Annotated in this window: 17 protein-coding genes and 2 pseudogenes; 16 read left to right on the top strand and 3 right to left on the bottom strand. The window is 62.1% G+C overall.

From position 1 onward, the window contains the following. The first annotated feature begins 30 nt into the window (after positions 1-30). A complete protein-coding gene (locus A3AY_RS0123475; protein WP_018328134.1) occupies positions 31-813 on the top strand; it encodes a glucose 1-dehydrogenase in 783 nt (260 codons plus the stop codon). Between the two features lie 83 nt (positions 814-896). Here A3AY_RS0123475 and A3AY_RS0123470 read toward each other — a convergent pair whose 3' ends face one another. After that, the gene (locus tag A3AY_RS0123470) at positions 897-1,835 is read right to left on the bottom strand and encodes a LysR family transcriptional regulator (protein ID WP_018328133.1); all 939 of its coding nucleotides are present in this window, start codon (positions 1,833-1,835) and stop codon (positions 897-899) included. Between the two features lie 208 nt (positions 1,836-2,043). Here A3AY_RS0123470 and A3AY_RS0123465 point away from each other — a divergent pair, with 208 nt between their 5' ends. From A3AY_RS0123465 to A3AY_RS0123430, 8 genes are all read left to right on the top strand, one after another. Beyond that, the gene (locus tag A3AY_RS0123465; protein WP_018328132.1) at positions 2,044-2,718 is read left to right on the top strand and encodes a 4-carboxy-4-hydroxy-2-oxoadipate aldolase/oxaloacetate decarboxylase; all 675 of its coding nucleotides are present in this window, start codon (positions 2,044-2,046) and stop codon (positions 2,716-2,718) included. 316 nt (positions 2,719-3,034) lie between these two features. Continuing rightward, positions 3,035-3,460: an acetyl-CoA carboxylase biotin carboxyl carrier protein gene (locus tag A3AY_RS0123460; RefSeq protein WP_018328131.1), complete on the top strand. Its 426-nt coding sequence runs from the start codon at positions 3,035-3,037 to the stop codon at positions 3,458-3,460. Beyond that, entirely contained in the window at positions 3,457-4,848 is a 1,392-nt protein-coding gene (gene accC / locus A3AY_RS0123455; protein ID WP_018328130.1) for an acetyl-CoA carboxylase biotin carboxylase subunit, read from the top strand. The genes A3AY_RS0123460 and accC overlap by 4 nt, the downstream gene beginning before the upstream one ends. Next, entirely contained in the window at positions 4,845-5,273 is a 429-nt protein-coding gene (locus A3AY_RS0123450; protein ID WP_018328129.1) for an acetyl-CoA carboxylase biotin carboxyl carrier protein, read from the top strand. Before accC ends, A3AY_RS0123450 begins: the two co-directional genes overlap by 4 nt. A gap of 8 nt (positions 5,274-5,281) precedes the next feature. After that, a complete protein-coding gene (gene pxpB, locus A3AY_RS0123445) occupies positions 5,282-6,001 on the top strand; it encodes a 5-oxoprolinase subunit PxpB (RefSeq protein ID WP_051108402.1) in 720 nt (239 codons plus the stop codon). After that, positions 5,998-6,987 (top strand): 5-oxoprolinase subunit C family protein, encoded by a 990-nt coding sequence (locus A3AY_RS0123440; RefSeq protein ID WP_018328127.1) that lies wholly within the window; start codon positions 5,998-6,000, stop codon positions 6,985-6,987. The genes pxpB and A3AY_RS0123440 overlap by 4 nt, the downstream gene beginning before the upstream one ends. 25 nt (positions 6,988-7,012) lie before the next feature. Further along, positions 7,013-7,780 carry a 5-oxoprolinase subunit PxpA gene (locus tag A3AY_RS0123435; RefSeq protein WP_018328126.1) on the top strand — a complete coding sequence of 256 codons (768 nt, stop codon included), beginning with the start codon at positions 7,013-7,015 and terminating at the stop codon, positions 7,778-7,780. Positions 7,781-7,829: 49 nt separating this feature from the next. Next, positions 7,830-9,032 (top strand): pyridoxal phosphate-dependent aminotransferase, encoded by a 1,203-nt coding sequence (locus tag A3AY_RS0123430; RefSeq protein ID WP_018328125.1) that lies wholly within the window; start codon positions 7,830-7,832, stop codon positions 9,030-9,032. Positions 9,033-9,042: 10 nt separating this feature from the next. On the opposite strand, the pseudogene nac reads toward A3AY_RS0123430, so the two are convergent. Further along, positions 9,043-9,940, bottom strand: a pseudogene (gene nac, locus A3AY_RS35895) (nitrogen assimilation transcriptional regulator NAC). A gap of 249 nt (positions 9,941-10,189) precedes the next feature. Here nac and A3AY_RS0123420 point away from each other — a divergent pair. The 5 genes and pseudogenes from A3AY_RS0123420 (at position 10,190) to A3AY_RS35890 (ending at position 14,043) form a co-directional block, all read left to right on the top strand. Beyond that, entirely contained in the window at positions 10,190-10,969 is a 780-nt protein-coding gene (locus tag A3AY_RS0123420; RefSeq protein ID WP_018328123.1) for an SDR family oxidoreductase, read from the top strand. Further along, the gene (locus tag A3AY_RS0123415) at positions 10,966-11,673 is read left to right on the top strand and encodes an amino acid ABC transporter permease (RefSeq protein WP_018328122.1); all 708 of its coding nucleotides are present in this window, start codon (positions 10,966-10,968) and stop codon (positions 11,671-11,673) included. The genes A3AY_RS0123420 and A3AY_RS0123415 overlap by 4 nt, the downstream gene beginning before the upstream one ends. After that, a complete protein-coding gene (locus A3AY_RS0123410) occupies positions 11,670-12,425 on the top strand; it encodes an amino acid ABC transporter permease (protein WP_018328121.1) in 756 nt (251 codons plus the stop codon). The genes A3AY_RS0123415 and A3AY_RS0123410 overlap by 4 nt, the downstream gene beginning before the upstream one ends. After that, positions 12,422-13,186 carry an amino acid ABC transporter ATP-binding protein gene (locus tag A3AY_RS0123405; protein WP_018328120.1) on the top strand — a complete coding sequence of 255 codons (765 nt, stop codon included), beginning with the start codon at positions 12,422-12,424 and terminating at the stop codon, positions 13,184-13,186. The genes A3AY_RS0123410 and A3AY_RS0123405 overlap by 4 nt, the downstream gene beginning before the upstream one ends. Positions 13,187-13,216: 30 nt before the next feature. Beyond that, positions 13,217-14,043, top strand: a pseudogene (locus A3AY_RS35890) (ABC transporter substrate-binding protein). 197 nt (positions 14,044-14,240) lie between these two features. Here the strand turns inward: A3AY_RS35890 and A3AY_RS0123395 are convergent. Continuing rightward, on the bottom strand, positions 14,241-14,762 hold the full coding sequence (locus A3AY_RS0123395; protein ID WP_018328119.1) for a prepilin peptidase: 522 nt from the start codon (positions 14,760-14,762) through the stop codon (positions 14,241-14,243). 322 nt (positions 14,763-15,084) lie between these two features. Here A3AY_RS0123395 and A3AY_RS0123390 point away from each other — a divergent pair, with 322 nt between their 5' ends. Further along, positions 15,085-15,279: a Flp family type IVb pilin gene (locus A3AY_RS0123390; protein WP_018328118.1), complete on the top strand. Its 195-nt coding sequence runs from the start codon at positions 15,085-15,087 to the stop codon at positions 15,277-15,279. Positions 15,280-15,381: 102 nt separating this feature from the next. Beyond that, positions 15,382-16,371 (top strand): Flp pilus assembly protein CpaB, encoded by a 990-nt coding sequence (cpaB, locus tag A3AY_RS0123385; protein ID WP_018328117.1) that lies wholly within the window; start codon positions 15,382-15,384, stop codon positions 16,369-16,371. Positions 16,372-16,378: the final 7 nt, after the last annotated feature.

Here is a 16,378-nt window from a genome sequence, read left to right as displayed (position 1 = left end):
CACGCATGCGGAAATGAAAAGGAGACGTGAATGCATCGCTTCGAAAACAAGACTGTCGTCATCACCGGCGCAAGCCGAGGCATCGGTGCAGCCATTGCGAGGCGCTTCGCCCGGGAAGGGGCCAACCTGCTTTTGTCCGCGAACGAAGAATCCGTGCATGCGGTCGCTGAAGACATCACGAGCAGCGGCGGTCGTGCAACAGCCTTCGTCGGCGATGTTACCGACAAAGCGAGCGTCGTCGCCCTGTTCAATGCCGCCGAGAGCACCTTCGGTTCCGTGGATGTTTCCATCCAGAACGCGGGCATTATTACCATTTCGCGGATCGAGGATCTGGCGGAGGCAGACTGGGACAGGGTCATGGCGGTCAATACGAAGGGTGTTTTTCTATGCGCGCAGGAGGCGATCTCGCGCATGCGCAAACATCGCCGTGGCGGTCGCATAATAAACACCGCGTCGGGCCAGGCCCGGGACGGCTTTATCTACACTCCGCATTATGCCGCGTCCAAGATGGGGGTCGTCGGAATAACGCAGAGCCTCGCAAAGGAAGTCGCGACCGAGAGCATCACCGTCAATGCCTTCTGTCCCGGTATCATCGAGACCGACATGTGGGCCTACAATGACCAGGCGTGGGGCAAGCTGCTTGGAAACTACGGTCCTGGCGAACTGATGAAGGAGTGGGTGCAAGGCATCCCGATGAAGCGGCCCGGATCGGGTGAGGATGTCGCAGGACTGGTTGCGTTCCTTGCCAGCGACGATGCGGCCTACATTACCGGGCAGACGATCAATGTCGACGGCGGCCTGATCATGTCCTGATCGCCTGACCAAGATGGCGGGCGTCGCTGGATCGCCAATGCCGTTGTCCGCCTCCAACCGCGCCAACGATGGTGCATCGGCGCCTATGTCACTTCCGAAAGGTTCGGCGGCCGGCAGGTCCAGTGTCCCGCCGCGCCCAGCTTTCCGACGACGGAAAGCAATATCTTGCGCACCTCGATCACCGCCCGCGTGGGTGGATGATTAACCGGCATGTCGAGGACGAAGCGACGCGCAAGGTCGGGATGCGTCAGGGCGGCGGCGGTCAAGGTTCTGCTTTCCTCATCGGTGTGCACTGCGCCGCGCCCGAGGATCGTCAGGCCGAGACCGGCACGGATTGCCGCCTTGGTGCTCGCCACGCCTTCGATTTCGCGCACGATATTGAGGTCTCGTCCGAATATCAGGGCTTGCCGCTCAAGGAGAATGCGGATCCCGTGCCGGCGAGTGGGCAGGATCAGTGGCAGGCCCAACGCTTCCTCGACCGTCAACGCGGCATCGGGCGCGAAGTGCCCGGAAGGCCCGACGACGTAGAGCCTTTCGTCGAAGAGCGGCGCGGATGCCGGCTTGGCGACATTGTCCAGCGTAACGGCCAAATCGTGGACACGCGTATCCACCGCCGTGCGAAGCGTCTGGCTGTCGCCCTCGCTGACCGTCAGGCGGATTTTCGGGAAGCGTCGAGCGCATTCCTCGATCACAGGGATCGAGAGTATCGGGCAAATCGAGCTCAGAATCCCGAGCGAGACGTCGCCTGTCGGATATTTCGCCTGTTCTTTCGTCGCTGCTTCTGCCTGATCGAGCGCGCGCAGGATGGCCTGCGCATGCGACAGCAGCGTCACTCCTGCTTCGGTGGCGACCACCCCCCGCGGCGTACGGGTAAGCAGCTGGACCCCCAGTTGCTCTTCGAGCGCACGGATATGCAGGCTGAGCGCGGGCTGCGCAACGCCCAGTTCGCTGGAGGCACGCGTAAACGAACCCAGTTCGGCAATCTTGGCGAAGTAGCGCATCTTCAACAGGTCGAGGGCCATACGGATTCCCAAAGGGACATATACTGAACCGATATAGCTAATATCTCCGATATATATTTGTTTGAATAGTCTCCCCTCGCTTAAAACAGGTTGGGAAGGGGAGGATGCGCCGTGGCGAAGCGACTTTCGAAGCACGCCCGGACTGTTTCGTCTCAAAGGACGCGCCTTCTCGTTCGCCGCAATCATCTTAAAATGACCGAGGACCGACATGATTCATATCAAGCCAATTCCTGAGCGCCCGGCCAAAGCCGACATAGACGCGATTGCGCCTTTCTCGCCAGCGACGCTCCATGAAGCGCAGGGGCGGCGCGGTGCATTGTCCTCTCGCATCAAACCGGTTGATTACCGAATGAAGCTGTGCGGACCGGCCTTCACGGTCAAGTGCGCGCCGCGCGACAACATCATGCTGCAGCTTGCCATCAACTACGCCAATCCCGGCGATATCATCGTGGTCTCCGCAGGCGAATATGAGGAGGCCGGTTCGTTCGGCGACGTCCTGGCCAATGCTTGCCTGGCCAAGGGCATCGGCGGGCTTGTCACCGACACCGGCGTTCGCGACACCTTGCAGCTTCGAGAACTAGGCTTCCCGGTCTTTTCGCTGAGTGTCTGCATCAAGGGAACGGTCAAGGAAACTCTGACGGCCGTCAACGATCCAATCATCGTCGGAGGCGAACTGATCCATCCGGGCGACATCATCGTCGGCGATGCGGATGGCCTGGTCGTCGTCCGCCGGAACGAGGCGCAGGACGTTGCGAAGCTCGCCCAGGCCCGCGAGGATGCCGAAGCCGGCTACATTGCCGCCTACAAGGCCGGCAAGTCGGTGATCGAAGTCAGCAATCTTGAACCGGTTCTCAAGGCCAAGGGCTTCAAGATCGACCTCTGACCGACGACCTCGCAGGCGATTCATGCCGAGAAAACATCGCCTGCGAGGCCAGAATTCGTCAGCATTTCGACCTTTCCAAGGCGTGCACCGCAGACAGCGCTTCAGCCTGTTCCCGCCCATGACGCCTGGGAAAAACCGGCAGCCGCGGCGATCGCGGCTCTTTGCCGTGGCGCCGGCCAGGGCGGAAACCGCTCGTGAAAACCCGCTCCATCAAAACTTCGTCTGACCCCATCGCGCCGGCACTGATGTACTCAGGATGCAGACCTGACGCTGGTCTTGCCAGCGGAATGAGGGCAGCCTTGAGTATGGGTGACGCATGGATCTTTCAAAAATAAGGACGTTGATCGACTTCGTCGGCCGGTCCAACATCACCGAGCTTGCGGTCACCGAAAAAGACACGACGGTGCGGATCTTCCGGACACGTTGCTCGCACGAAAGCGCGCCGCGCCTGGATGCGCCGGCAGCCGAGTCCACCGCGTCACCCGCCACAGCGCCGACCGAGACGACAGCCGCCATCCTTGCCCCGATCTTCGGAGTGCTGCATGTGGCGCCGGCGCCCGGAGAGAAAGCCTTCGTCACTTTGGGCGACGTGGTCGAGGCTGGCCAGACCCTGTTCATCATCGAGGCCATGAAAGTCTTCAACCCCATCGCCGCCCCCCGCGCCGGCCGGATCGCCCGCCTTGCCGCCATCGACGGCAGCGAGGTCGAGGCTGGCGACCTTCTGGCGGAGATCGCCGCATGACGGAGGGACAAAAGGACAGGGCCGGTAAGGATTGCCGCTTCGATACGGTGCTGATCGCCAATCGTGGGGAAATCGCGCTGCGGATCCTCAGGGCCTGCAGGGATCTCGGTCTGAAGACGGTCGTCGTTTGTTCACAGGCGGACCGGCAGGCAAGCTACGGCACGCTCGCCGACACCTTCCTGTGCATCGGCCCGGCCAGCGCCGGAAAAAGCTATCTGAACAGCGATGCGATTCTTCTCGCCGCCCGCACCACCGGGGCAGGGGCGGTCCACCCCGGTTACGGATTCCTGTCCGAGAACGCGGCATTCTCGGAAGCGGTCGAAAAGGCGGGAATGGTCTTCATCGGCCCGACGGCCCAGGCGATAGCGACCATGGGCGACAAGATTGCCGCCAAGAGCGCGATGATCGCGGCCGGCGTTCCCTGCGTTCCAGGGCCCGATTCGGCCCTTCCCGATGATCGAGCTGCGATCGAGGCGATTGCTTCTGAGATCGGCTATCCGGTCATCGTCAAGGCCGCGGGTGGCGGCGGCGGGCGCGGCATGCGCGTGGTGCTCGATGCCGGCGCGCTGCATGAGTCTGTTGCGCTTACCCGGGAGGAGGCGCGCCAGGCTTTCGGAACACCGGCTCTCTACATGGAAAAATTTCTTGAGTACCCGCGCCACATCGAAATCCAGGTGCTCTGCGATGTGCACGGGAACGCGATTTGGCTTGGCCATCGCGACTGTTCGATGCAGCGGCGCCACCAGAAGGTGATCGAAGAGGCGCCGGCGCCCGGCATCGCCTACGATATCATCGGGCCGGTCGCGGAAGCCTGCCTCAAGGCCTGCCGGCAGATCGGCTATCGCGGCGTCGGCACCTTCGAATTCCTCTATGAGGACGGTAGTTTCTATTTCATCGAGATGAACACGCGGCTGCAGGTCGAACATCCGGTGACGGAAATGACGAGCGGCATCGACATCGTCCAGGCGCAAATCAAAGCCGCGCAGGGCATTGCGCTCGACATCGCGCAGAGCGACGTCAAGATCGACGGCCATGCCTTCGAATGCCGGATCAATGCCGAAGACCCGGACACCTTCCTGGCATCCGCCGGCACGATTACCGCGTTGAAGCTGCCGTCGGGACCCGGCATTCGCGTCGATACCCATGTGCACGCCGGCTACAAGGTTCCACCCTATTACGATTCTCTTATCGGCAAGCTGATCGTGCATGCGCCGACGCGGGCCGAGGCGATCGCCGCCATGCGGACGGCACTTGCGGAAACCGAGATCGAGGGCATTTCGACCAATCTTCCGCTGTTGCGCGCACTTTTCGACGACGACGGCTTTGCGGCCGGCGGGACGGATATCCACTACCTCGAGAAATGGCTGAAACGGCGGAGTGCATCATGAGCGCGGTGGACTTCAGCGATCCGGCGACGATCGCCTTTCTCGCCGCTGCCCTGCAGGCCGCCGGCGTCGACGGCATCGAAATCGAGCAGCCCGCGCGCAAGGTGCGGATCGTCGTCGAGCGCGACGCTCCCGGTGCGGCGCCGCTCGTCCAGACATTGCAGACGAGCCCGGGTGCCACGCAGCTGGAGGCGGTTACGGCGCCAATGGCAGGGATCTTCGACGCGAACCATCCCGACTCCCCCGCTCCATCGTCGGAGCCTCCGCGAGAGGTCGGGGCCGGCGAGACCTTGGGCTTCATCCGGGTCGGCTCTGTTCTCCTGCCGGTCAAGGCATCACGGCCAGGCATGCTCACGGGCCGCGTTGCCAAGGATGGCGCCGTCGTCGGCTACGGCGATCCCCTCTTTGAAATCGAGCTACGCCCATGACCTCGTCCATGCCTCAGCCAGTAGACCGCTCGGCGGACACCCTTGCGAAAAAGCCGCCGAGTACACCGGCGTACCGGCGCCAGGCGCATATTTCGACGATCGGTGCCCGGGCATTTCTGCTCGAAGCGCCCGGCGACTTCGACCTCCCCGCGCAGCGGCGTATCTGGGCGCTTGCGCGCGCGCTGCGCCATTGGGACGACCTTGGCGAGATCGTGCCAGGAATGACCAATCTCCTGGCGATCTTCAAGACGACGCCCGAGGATCCGGACGCGGTCACGGCGCGGCTTCTCGACGCCTGGGAACGGGCCGAGAGTATCGACATCCGGGGCAAGACCATCGAGATCGGTGTCCATTACGGCGGCGAGCATGCCATCGATCTAGCAGAACTCTGCAATCGTTCGGGACTGAGCGCCCGCGAGGTCGTCCGCCTCCACTACGAGGGGACCTATACTGTCTTTGCTTTGGGGAGCGCCCCCGGTTTCGGTTATCTGCACGGCCTCGATCCACGCATCCACATGCCGCGCAAGACGGTGCCGTCGCTGAATATGGCCAGTGGCTGCGTCACCATCGGCGGCATGCAAACGGGCGTCGCGGTCCTCACCGGTCCGAACGGCTGGAACTCTATCGGTTTCGCCGATCTCCAGATGTTCGATCCCACCGCGGACGTACCGGCGATCATGGCGCCGGGCGACACTGTGCGCTTCCTGCCGGAAAGGATCGAGCTGTGATCGAGATTGTCGACGCCGGACCTTTCAACACGATCCAGGACCTCGGCCGGCCGGGCTATCGAAACATCGGCGTCACGGCGAGCGGCGCAATGGATCCGCTGGCGCTGAAGATCGCCAATCTGCTGGTCGGAAATGACGAAGGCGATGCCGCGATCGAAGTCCAGACCTTTCCGTTCCGCCTGCGCTTTCGCGAGGCCACGGTCTTTGCCGTGACCGGCGGCGGCGACGCAACGCTCGACGGCGTCGCCCTGCCACCCTGGTGGATGCAGACGGCCGGTGCCGGGCAATGTCTCGAACTGCGACCGTCTCCATCGGCGCGCGCCTATATCGCTTTCGGCGGAGGGGTTGACGTCCCGCCCGTCATGGGTTCGCGCAGCACCTCTCTGCGGGGCGCTTTCGGCGGTATCGACGGGCGTTTCCTGAAAAAGGACGATACGCTTCGCCTTGGCGAGCCCGCAGGCACCCTGCCGGTCGATGGGCTGGGGGCCGTGCCCCCGGCAAAGGCGCTGGCCGCATTCTTCCCCAACGCGCCGGACGGTACCTTGCTCATCCGGGCGCTGCCGGCGGGCGAACACGACCTATTTGGTGCCGATGCCGAACGCTTCTGGAGCCAGAGCTGGAAAATCTCCTCGCAGAGCGACCGGACCGGCTATCGCCTTTCGGGCGAGCCGGTGCGGGCTCCGGCGTCGGTGGAGATGCGCTCCTACGGGATCGTTCCGGGCGTCGTGCAGGTGCCACCGGGCGGCGAACCCATAGTGCAGATGAGCGACGCCAACACCGCAGGCGGATATCCGAAGATCGCCGGCGTCGTCGAAGCCGATCTCTGGCGTCTCGGCCAGGCGCGTATCGGCAGCCGTCTGCGCTTCGTCCGCTCCTCGCATGCCGAGGCGCGGACACTTGATCGGGCGCTCGCTGACTATGTGGAGGATGTTCGCAATACCTCGCAGATGGTCGCCCGTGCGCTAAAGACCATTGCAGGGCGATAAACGACCGTCCGGAAAGGAAGAACCGATGAAAATCGACGTAAATTCGGACATGGGCGAGGGCTTTGGGCCTTATCGGCTCTGTGACGACGAGGCGCTGATGACGGTCGTCTCCTCGGCCAACATCGCCTGCGGTTTCCATGCCGGTGATCCGGAGACGATGGCGCGCATGGTTCGCCTCGCCAAGGCGAACGGCGTCGGTGTCGGCGCTCATCCGGGATTGCCGGACAGAATCGGCTTCGGCCGCCGCGAATTGCCTTTCTCCGCCGACGAACTACGCCAGCAGATGCTCTACCAACTGGGAGCCCTGACGGCGATCGCAAAGGCGGAGCGCGTGCCTGTCGCCCATATCAGCTTTCACGCGGCCATGGGCAACATGGTCAACCGCGACCCCGCTCTGGCCGATCTGATGATGGATGCGATCCGCGCAGTCGATCCGAACCTCATCGTTTTTGCCATGCCCGACAGCACGATCGCGCATGCCGCAGCCCGCGCGGGCCTGAAAACCCTGCTCCTCTTCCTTGCCGACCGGGCCTATGACGCCGACGGCAAGCTCGTTGCACGCGGCCTCCCCGGGGCTGTCGTCAAGGAAGAGGAAGCGCTTCGCGCCCGTGTCCGCCAGTTCCTCAAGACCGGCACAGTCACGACCATCGAGGGCGCGACCCTTGCCGTGCCTGCCCGATCCGTTCTCGTTCACAGCGATACGCCGGGCTCGCTGGAACTCGCGCGGATCGTCCGCAGCGAGATCGAAGCCACGGGCGCAACCATTGCGCCGGCGGCCGAGATCGTCGGGTAGCCGCAGGGCCTGCCCAGTTTTCATTCTCACATCATCGAAAGCAACTCCGATGCCAGTAATTGCCGACCGCCTCAAGAATGTTTCCATTTCCGCTTCCGCCGCCATGACGCAGCGTGCCAGGGACCTTGCCGCGCAGGGCATCAAGGTCATCAGCCTTTCCGCTGGCGAGCCCGATTTCGCCACGCCGTCCCACGCGATCGAGGCGGCACATGCGGCAGCGCTTGCCGGCGACACGAAATATCCGTCGATGGACGGTACGCCGGCCCTGAAAGCCGCTATCGCCCGCAAGTTCAAGCGCGACAACAATCTCGACTATGATGTGAGCCAGATCGTCGTCTGCGGCGGTGGCAAGCAAGTGATCTTCAATGCCATGCTTGCGACCTGCAACCCCGGCGACGAGGTAGTGATCCCTGCGCCGTCCTGGATCAGCTATGCGGACATCGTCAAATTCGCAGGCGCCGTGCCCGTGCCGGTCGCCTGCCCGCAGCAGGCCGGCTTCAAGCTGCGCGCCGAGGATCTGGAAGCCGCGATCACGCCCCGGACGAAGTGGCTGTTCCTCAACTTCCCGAACAATCCGACCGGTGCCGCCTGCTCGCGCGCCGAGATGAAGGCGATCGCCGACGTCATGCTGCGCCACCCGCATGTGTGGATCATGACCGACGACATGTACGAGCACCTGATCTATGACGATTTCGAATTTTGCACGATCGCCGAGGTCGAGCCGAAACTCTACGATCGGGTGCTGACCGTCAACGGCGCGTCCAAAGCCTATGCCATGACGGGTTGGCGGCTCGGCTTCTGCGGCGGCCCGAAGGACCTGATTTCCGCCATCAGCAACGTCAACGGCCAGAACGGCGGCGGTACGGCAACCGTCGTGCAGGCGGCGGCAGCCGCTGTCCTTGACGGGCCGCAGGACCTGCTCAGGGAACGGGCCGCCATCTACAAGCAGCGGCGGGATTTCGTTCTTTCGCAACTCGCCGAGATCGACGGACTGAGATGCCACAAGCCGGAGGGCGCCTTCTACATTTTCCCGAATATCTCCGGATTGATCGGCAAGACCAGCAAGGGCGGGCACAAGATCGCGACCGACACCGATTTCGTCATGGCCTTGGTCAACGAGCATCACGTGGCGACGGTGCAGGGCGCTGCCTACGGCATGAGCCCGTTCTTCCGCATCTCCTATGCCACCAGCATGGAAAAATTGACGGAAGCCTGCGCCCGGACTGCCCAGTTCTGCGCCGAGATGCGCTGAGCCTCCTCGGTTACCCGCGCGGTGGCTTCAGCCGCGCGGTCAGTTCGATCAGGATGTCCTTGACCGCGGTCGCCGGTTCCGAGAGCGGCGTATTGTCGGAGACGCACAGCGAGAGCGTCTCCTCGATCCGCGGCGAGACCAGGCGGCAGATCAGCGGCTCGCTCGATTCCGTTACGATCCGGTCGGCGATGGCCTTCGGCATGATCGTCGCCCCGAGACCGCTGCTGACGGCCCGTGTCAGCGTCCTGACGATTTCCACTTCGCCGACCACCTTCAGATTGGTCCGCGACCGCGTGAAGGCGGTGTCGACGGCACGCCGCACGAAGTTGTAGGCGGGCGGCATGAGCAACGGAAGACCTTCGAGCGACGTGACGGAGACCGGCGCGTCGTCGGCCCCGATCGCGAAATCCGGATGCGCGACCAGAAAGAACTCCTCGCTGAGCGCCCTTGATCGGTCCCGCACCATGGATCAGTGCCATCTCCAGACGCCCGGTCATGATCATCTGGCTGTAGGTCTGGCCGACGCTTTCGGTCAGATGCAGGAGAATGCCGGGATGGCGCTTGCGCGTCTCCGCCAGCAGGTCGACGGAGAGCGTCGCCGCGCTGCTGAAGGGTACGAGTCCGACCGACACGCGTCCGGCGAGCGAGTTTCCGGCCGCAGAGGCATCGGCCTGGGCCTGCTCCATCTGCCGCAGGATGATCTGCGCGTGGCGATACACGGCATGTCCGGCATCGGTCATGCTGACGCCCTGCTGGCTGCGGATCAGAAGCTTTTGCCCGAAGTGCTCCTCGAGTGCGGCGAGTTGCTGGCTGAGCGCCGGCTGAGCGACATGCAGTATATCCGCAGCGCGCGTGATGCTGCCGGTGTCGACAATGACGATAAAGGATTTGAGCCGTCTGATATCCATCGTGATGCAACAGGATCCGATCTTTGTTGAGCGCATCGTACAGCCCGGCCGGGCTTTTGCAAATCTTGGAATCCCAGAAATTTCATGCCCTTACCCAAGCCGAGGAAACGCGTCGCGCGGCTTTGACAGTCCGGCGCCTGCCTCGCCCCGCGGCATCATAAGGCTTGCTTATTGCTCCAGAGATAATCGGTCTTAGGCAGCGCTTCGAAGTTCCACTAAAGTCCCAAAAAAAGCAGATGAGGAACAGAAATGTCATTTTCCGATTACAGGACAGCGTTGGTGACGGGCGCCTCTTCGGGGATTGGCGCAGCTGTTGTCGAGCGGCTCCGCCGTGAAAATATCGAGGTCCATGCGCTTGCCCGCAGCGCCGAGCCGCTGCAGAAGCTCGCTGAGAAGACCGGCTGCATTGCACATGCGATCGACGTGACCGACCGCGCCGCGCTGGCCGAACTGACGGCCCAGATCGAGTTCGACATCCTTGTCAACAATGCCGGCGTCGATCGTCCGAAGAAGTTCCTGGAAGCCGACGAAGGCGACATCGACCTTCTTGTCGACGTCAACCTGCGCGCCGTCCTGCATCTCTGCCGCATGGTCGTTCCGGGGATGGTCGCGCGCGACAATGGCCATGTGATCAACATTTCCTCGATCGCGGGCGCCTATAACTTCGGCGGAAATTCCTCCTATCACGCCACGAAGGCGGCGGTCAGCATGCTGTCCAACCAGCTGCGCCTCGATGCCTTCGGAAAGAGGGTGCGTGTGACGGAAATCTGCCCGGGCCGGGTGGCGACCGACATCTTCGCGCACGTCCACGGTGACGATCCCTCGATACGCGAACGCTTCATCGACGGTTTCGAGCTGCCACAAGCGGCCGATATCGCCGACGCCATCGCCTTCGCCATCGCCGCACCCATTGCCGTCAACATCGGCCACATGGAGATCACGCCGACCCTGCAGGTGATGGGCGGTCTGCAGACGGCCAAGCCGGCAACGCCGCGCCCGGCGGCTTCCTCGCAAGGATCAAAGCCGTGACCGGGTTCAATCTCTCAGCGATCCTGACCAATCCGGACTATGTGGCAATGCTGCTGCACGGCATCGAGATGACCTTCGTCATCGCGATCGGTTCCTGGCTCCTGGCGATGACGCTGGCCATCCTGCTGCTTGCTATCCGCTTCTCACCCGGTCGCTTCGGCGATTGGTTTGTGGCGGGCTACGTCTCCTACCACCGCAACGTCCCGACGCTCGTCCAACTGATGCTGTGGTACTTCGGCATCTTCACGCTGATGCCGGACTGGCTGACCTATTGGCTCGCCGGCCACAATGCCGAGGCGATATTCGCGGTCATCGGGCTTGGGCTTTGCCAGGCCGCGTATTTCAGCGAGGATCTGCGCTCGGGTCTTCGCTCGGTCGGCCCGGGCCAGATGGAAGCCGCCCGCGCGCTCGGTCACGGCTACCTGTCAGCGATGCGCTTCGTCCTGATACCGCAAGGGGTGCGCAATGCCTTGCCGCCGCTGATCAACCACAGCGTCTCGCTTTTCAAGAACAGCAGTCTGGGCGTGGTGATCGGTGCGTCCGAGCTCACCCATGCCGTCAAGGAAATCGAGAATCTCAGCTTCCAGACCTTTGAGATCTACCTGGTCGGAACCGTGCTCTACCTGTTCTTCTCGCTGATCATCATGGCCGGTGGCGCCTATGTGACGATGCGCGCCGATCCCGCCTGGAGGGCACGGGCATGATCAGCGATATCCTTGTCATCATTCACGACTACTGGCTTCTGCTGCTGATCGGGCAGTATCCGAACGGTCCGCTGGGCGGGCTTGCCAACACGCTGATCCTGTCGGCTTTGAGCATTGCCCTGGCATTCCCCATCAGTATTGTCCTGGCATTGGCCCGCCTGTCCAAGTGGCCGATCCTCCGCTGGCCGGTCACGGTGCTGGTCTACGTCACCCGCGGCGTGCCGCTGCTGATGCTCATCCTCTGGAGCTACTTCCTGGTGCCCTTGTTGACCGGCGCCGATGTGCCGAGCTTCATTACGATGCTGACAACGCTGGTCGTCTATCAGGGCGCGTTCCTGAGCGAGGTGGTGCGCGCCGGCATCGTGGCGCTCGGCAACGGCCAGATGGATGCCGGACGGGCGCTCGGCCACAGCTATCTGGGCACGATGCGCTACATCATCCTGCCCCAGGCACTCTACAACATGATCCCGAGCATCCTGTCGACCTTCGTCTCGACGATCAAGGACACGACGCTCGGCTATGTGATCAACGTGCCGGACCTCACCTTCGCCGCGAGCCAGGTCAACAACCAGCTGCTCACCCAGCCGTTCCAGGTCTTTCTCATCCTGGCGCTCGTCTATTACGCGATCTGCTGGAGCCTGACCTATGTCGCCCATCGTCTCGAGCGCCGGATCACCCGCAGGCGCGCCGGCCTGGGCGTTCGGCTCGCAGCGGTGATCGCGCCCGCCAAAATCGTATCGGAGCAGTCATGAGCACACCAGAATTGCAGCAGGATTTGCACGCGATCCGCATCTCGAAGGTCTCCAAGCGATATGGCGATTTTCCGGTCCTGAAAGAGATCAATGCCGAGGTTACCCGCGGCGAGGTGGTGGTCATCTGCGGACCTTCGGGTTCGGGGAAATCGACGCTGATCCGCACGATCAATCGGCTCGAGGAGATCAACAGCGGATCGATCTCCTTCGACGGGCGAGACATCCACGCGCCGATGAAGACGCGCGAGCTCAACCGCATGCGCAGCCGGATCGGCTTCGTTTTCCAGAGTTTCAATCTTTTTCCGCATCTCTCCGTCGTCGACAACGTCGCGATGTCGCCAATCCGAGTGAAGGGTGTCGCGCCGGACGTCGCCCATAAAAAGGCGCTGCTCCTTCTCGATCGGGTCGGGCTGGCCGACAAGGCCAACGCCTATCCCGGCCAGCTGTCCGGCGGCCAGCAGCAGCGCGTGGCGATTGCCCGTGCGCTGGCCATGGAGCCGCCGGTCATGCTGTTCGACGAACCGACCAGCGCGCTTGACCCGGAGATGGTCGGGGAAGTCCTGGCGGTGATGAAGAGCCTGGCTGCCGAGGGCATGACGATGCTGTGCGTGACCCATGAGATGGGCTTCGCACGCGATGTCGCCGATCGGATCTGGTTCCTCGACGCCGGCCAGATCCTCGAGATCGCGACGCCGGAAGAGTTTTTCAAGCATCCCCGCCATCCCCGCGCTCAGCGTTTTCTCGCTGATCTGCGGCACTGACCGTTCAATAATAACCAAAGGAGAACAGCAATGACCTTGAAATGCATCACCCTCGGCTTCGCACTTGCGGCGACTGCCGCCATCACTCCCGCCAAGGCCGACCGGCTGGACGACATCATGGCCGCCAAGACGCTGCGCTGCGCGACCTTCGCCGACGTGCCACCTTTTGCCTCACCTGATCCTAAGACCCGCGAAATGGCCGGCTTCGATGTCGATCTCTGCAACGCGATCGCCAAGCAGCTCGGCGTGGCGGCCGAGGTCAAGCCGGTTTCCGTCGAGGCCCGCGTGCCGGAGGTCAAGCTCGGCCGCGTGGACATCACGGTCGCTAACCTTGCCTATACCCAGAGCCGCGCCGAACAGATCCAGTTCAGCGACCCGCCAAGGAAATGCTGATCGTTCCGGCCGATGATCCGGGCCAGGCCAGGGCCGATTTCGCCGGTCAGCGCATCGCGTCCACCAAGGGATCGACCTCCGAAATGTCGATCAAGCTCAATAAATCCGAGCCGCTGACGTTCCAGGACACCGCATCGGCCTATCTCGCCGTCCAGCAGGGCAAGGCGCGCGGTATGGTTGCCAATACGATGACCACGACGAAGTTCGTCAACGAGTCCCAGACCAAGGGCAAGAAGATGCGGATGATCCAGGATCCGATGCTCTTCCAGCCGATCGGCGTCGGCATGGCCAAGGATCAGCCGGCTCTGACCGCCAAGATCAACGAGGCTCTGCACGCGCTCGACGCCTCCGGCGAACTCAACAAGATCTGGGACAAATGGCTCGGCCCGGATACGGAGTACAAGATGACCCGCACCGACAAGGTCGTGCCGATCACCGAATTGAAATTCACTCCGATTCCTTGAGTTGAGATCACTCTCATAATTCCTTAAGTCGGACTCGATTTAAGGAAATTATGCGGCAGTTTCATAGTACTACAGCGCCGCGTGTCATGGTTGACCCGCGGCGCTGTAGTCTTGATTTTACGGACAACCCCGATGCGCGACTGCGAAGGAGGAGCGTCGACCTTCGCGCGCCTCAAACTGCTTGCATCCGCCGTCTCTCAGGCCTTGCCGTAGCGAACCGCCAGTACCGAGAGTGCCGCGATGACCATGACGACGCCGTAAGGGACTTTGCGCGTCGCGCGGATTTCCTCGATGCGCATGAACAGGCTCAGATGCGCCAGCTGCAACGGCATCGGCAATCGTAAAGCCAGCAAAGCAAGGATGCCGCCGATCAGCAGAAAGACGGCGAAGGGCAGCATGCCGTGCCAGCCGATGAAGAGACCGATCGGCAGAAAAAGCTTGGCATCGCCGGCGCCGAAAAGGCCCAGGCTCCAGAGAACCACCCCAAGGACGAACAGCAGGAGGCCGGCGGCGGCATCGCCGCCGAAACCGGCGGTGGAGAAGAGCGCTGCGCCGAGATCGCCGGCCGTCAGCAATTCCGCAAGGGCCCGCAGGCAATAGAGCGCGAGGAGGGCGAGGATGGCGCCGTTCGGTATTTTCCAGCTGCGGAAGTCGCTCCAGGCAGCATAGAGGAAAAGTAATACTGAGTGCGCAGTAATAATGTGGATTATTTGCGTCATGTTCCCCTCGGTCGCTGAAAATCCTGTATTTTTACAAAATCAAAAAGATGCCAAACGGCGACTACGTCATTGGGGGTAGATGACGGTCAATCAATACTACCATACCTCCGGTTTGTACAGCATATGATCTAGCGATTGACGCCCCTCCCATCCTATCGGATTTTAACCATGAAATACAGATCCCAAAAATGACCATGCGTTAGCAATTGACGAAATAATAATTAAGGGATTATTAATAACAACAGTCGGAGGGGCGGTCTCGACGACGTGGCGGGCCAGGGGCACATTGCGGGCGCGTCGAATATTTTGGAGGTAATTCTCGATGAAAGCACTTTTGTCTGCAGTACGCGCTTTCGCGCGGGAAGAAGATGGCGTTGCGCTGACTGAATATCTGATCCTTCTTGCCTTGCTTGTCGGCGGCGTCATCACGGCGGTGACTTTGGCTGGTGACAATCTCGCCACCGTCTGGAATGCATGGGCAGGCTGGTTCACAACCGAACTGGCAGTTCCGGCCTGATATTACATTTATAATATGGAGAGGGGATGTTTATTAACCCCTCTCCATTAAAAATAAATTTAAGAAACGGACGTATTCTGTCCAGTGTTGCGAGTACCGGCGATGCGTTTCTCAACGATCCTTAGTCTAGTTGTTTCCATTTTACTTGCCGGCACCGCGGTTTTTGCGATGCGCAGTTATCTCGCCGACCAGCAGGCGCAGCTTGCGGCCAGCGGTGATAAGAAGGGGCAGGAGAAAATTCTCGTTGTCGCGGCCAAGGCGATGCGCTTCGGCGATGTGGTGCGGCCCGAAAGTCTCAGGGCCATTCCCTGGCCCGCCGGCGAGCGGCCGGACGGCTCGTTCGACAGCATCGAGGCGGTGGTCGGTGATGCCGACAAGCCACGCTACGCCATGGCGGCGATCGATCCCGGCGAGCCGGTGCTCGCCTCGAAGATCACCGGCGCCGGCGAGCGGGCGACATTGTCGGCGGCGCTCGACCAGGGCATGAAGGCCGTGTCGATCCGCGTCAACGACGTTCTCGGGGTTGCGGGCTTCGTGCGCCCATCGGACCGTGTCGATGTGCTTCTGACCCGTGTCGTCCAGAACCGGGAGAACAACAGCGAGCAGACCTATGTCGATGTGCTTCTCCAGGGCGTGAAGGTGCTGGCGGTGGACCAGACAGCCGACGAGCGCAAGGATGAGCCCTCCGTCGTCAAGACGGTGACCTTCGAAGTCACGACTGAAGAGGCGCAGCGCCTGACGCTGGGTGCCAATATCGGCACGCTGTCGCTCACCCTGCGCAATGTCGCGTCTGCGACGGCGGAAGAGACGCGGCCGATTACCGTTGCGGACCTCGGCGGCGGGCCGATCGCGACGGAACTCAGCAACGATATTGCGAAGAAGACGGACGACGGGAGATTCGACATCCTCGAGCGGCTTGTGCGCAAGGTTGGGGACGACCTTGGCAAGATAAAGATGCCGGAGCGCGAAAAACAAGTACAGATTGTTGAACGCAAACTAGAACCGGTCTTGCCGATCGAGCCAAAGTGGGCGACGGTAGGCGTCTGGAACGCGACGAAGCGCGAGGAGCACCGAGTCGGCCTGATCCAGTGACTTTGAA

Origin of the sequence: Rhizobium giardinii bv. giardinii H152 (genome assembly GCF_000379605.1) — a bacterium.
GTDB classification, from domain to species: Bacteria; Pseudomonadota; Alphaproteobacteria; order Rhizobiales; family Rhizobiaceae; genus Pararhizobium; species Pararhizobium giardinii.
The sequence above is the reverse complement of the archived record's forward strand: the minus strand, read 5'-3'. Positions and strand labels throughout refer to the sequence as shown.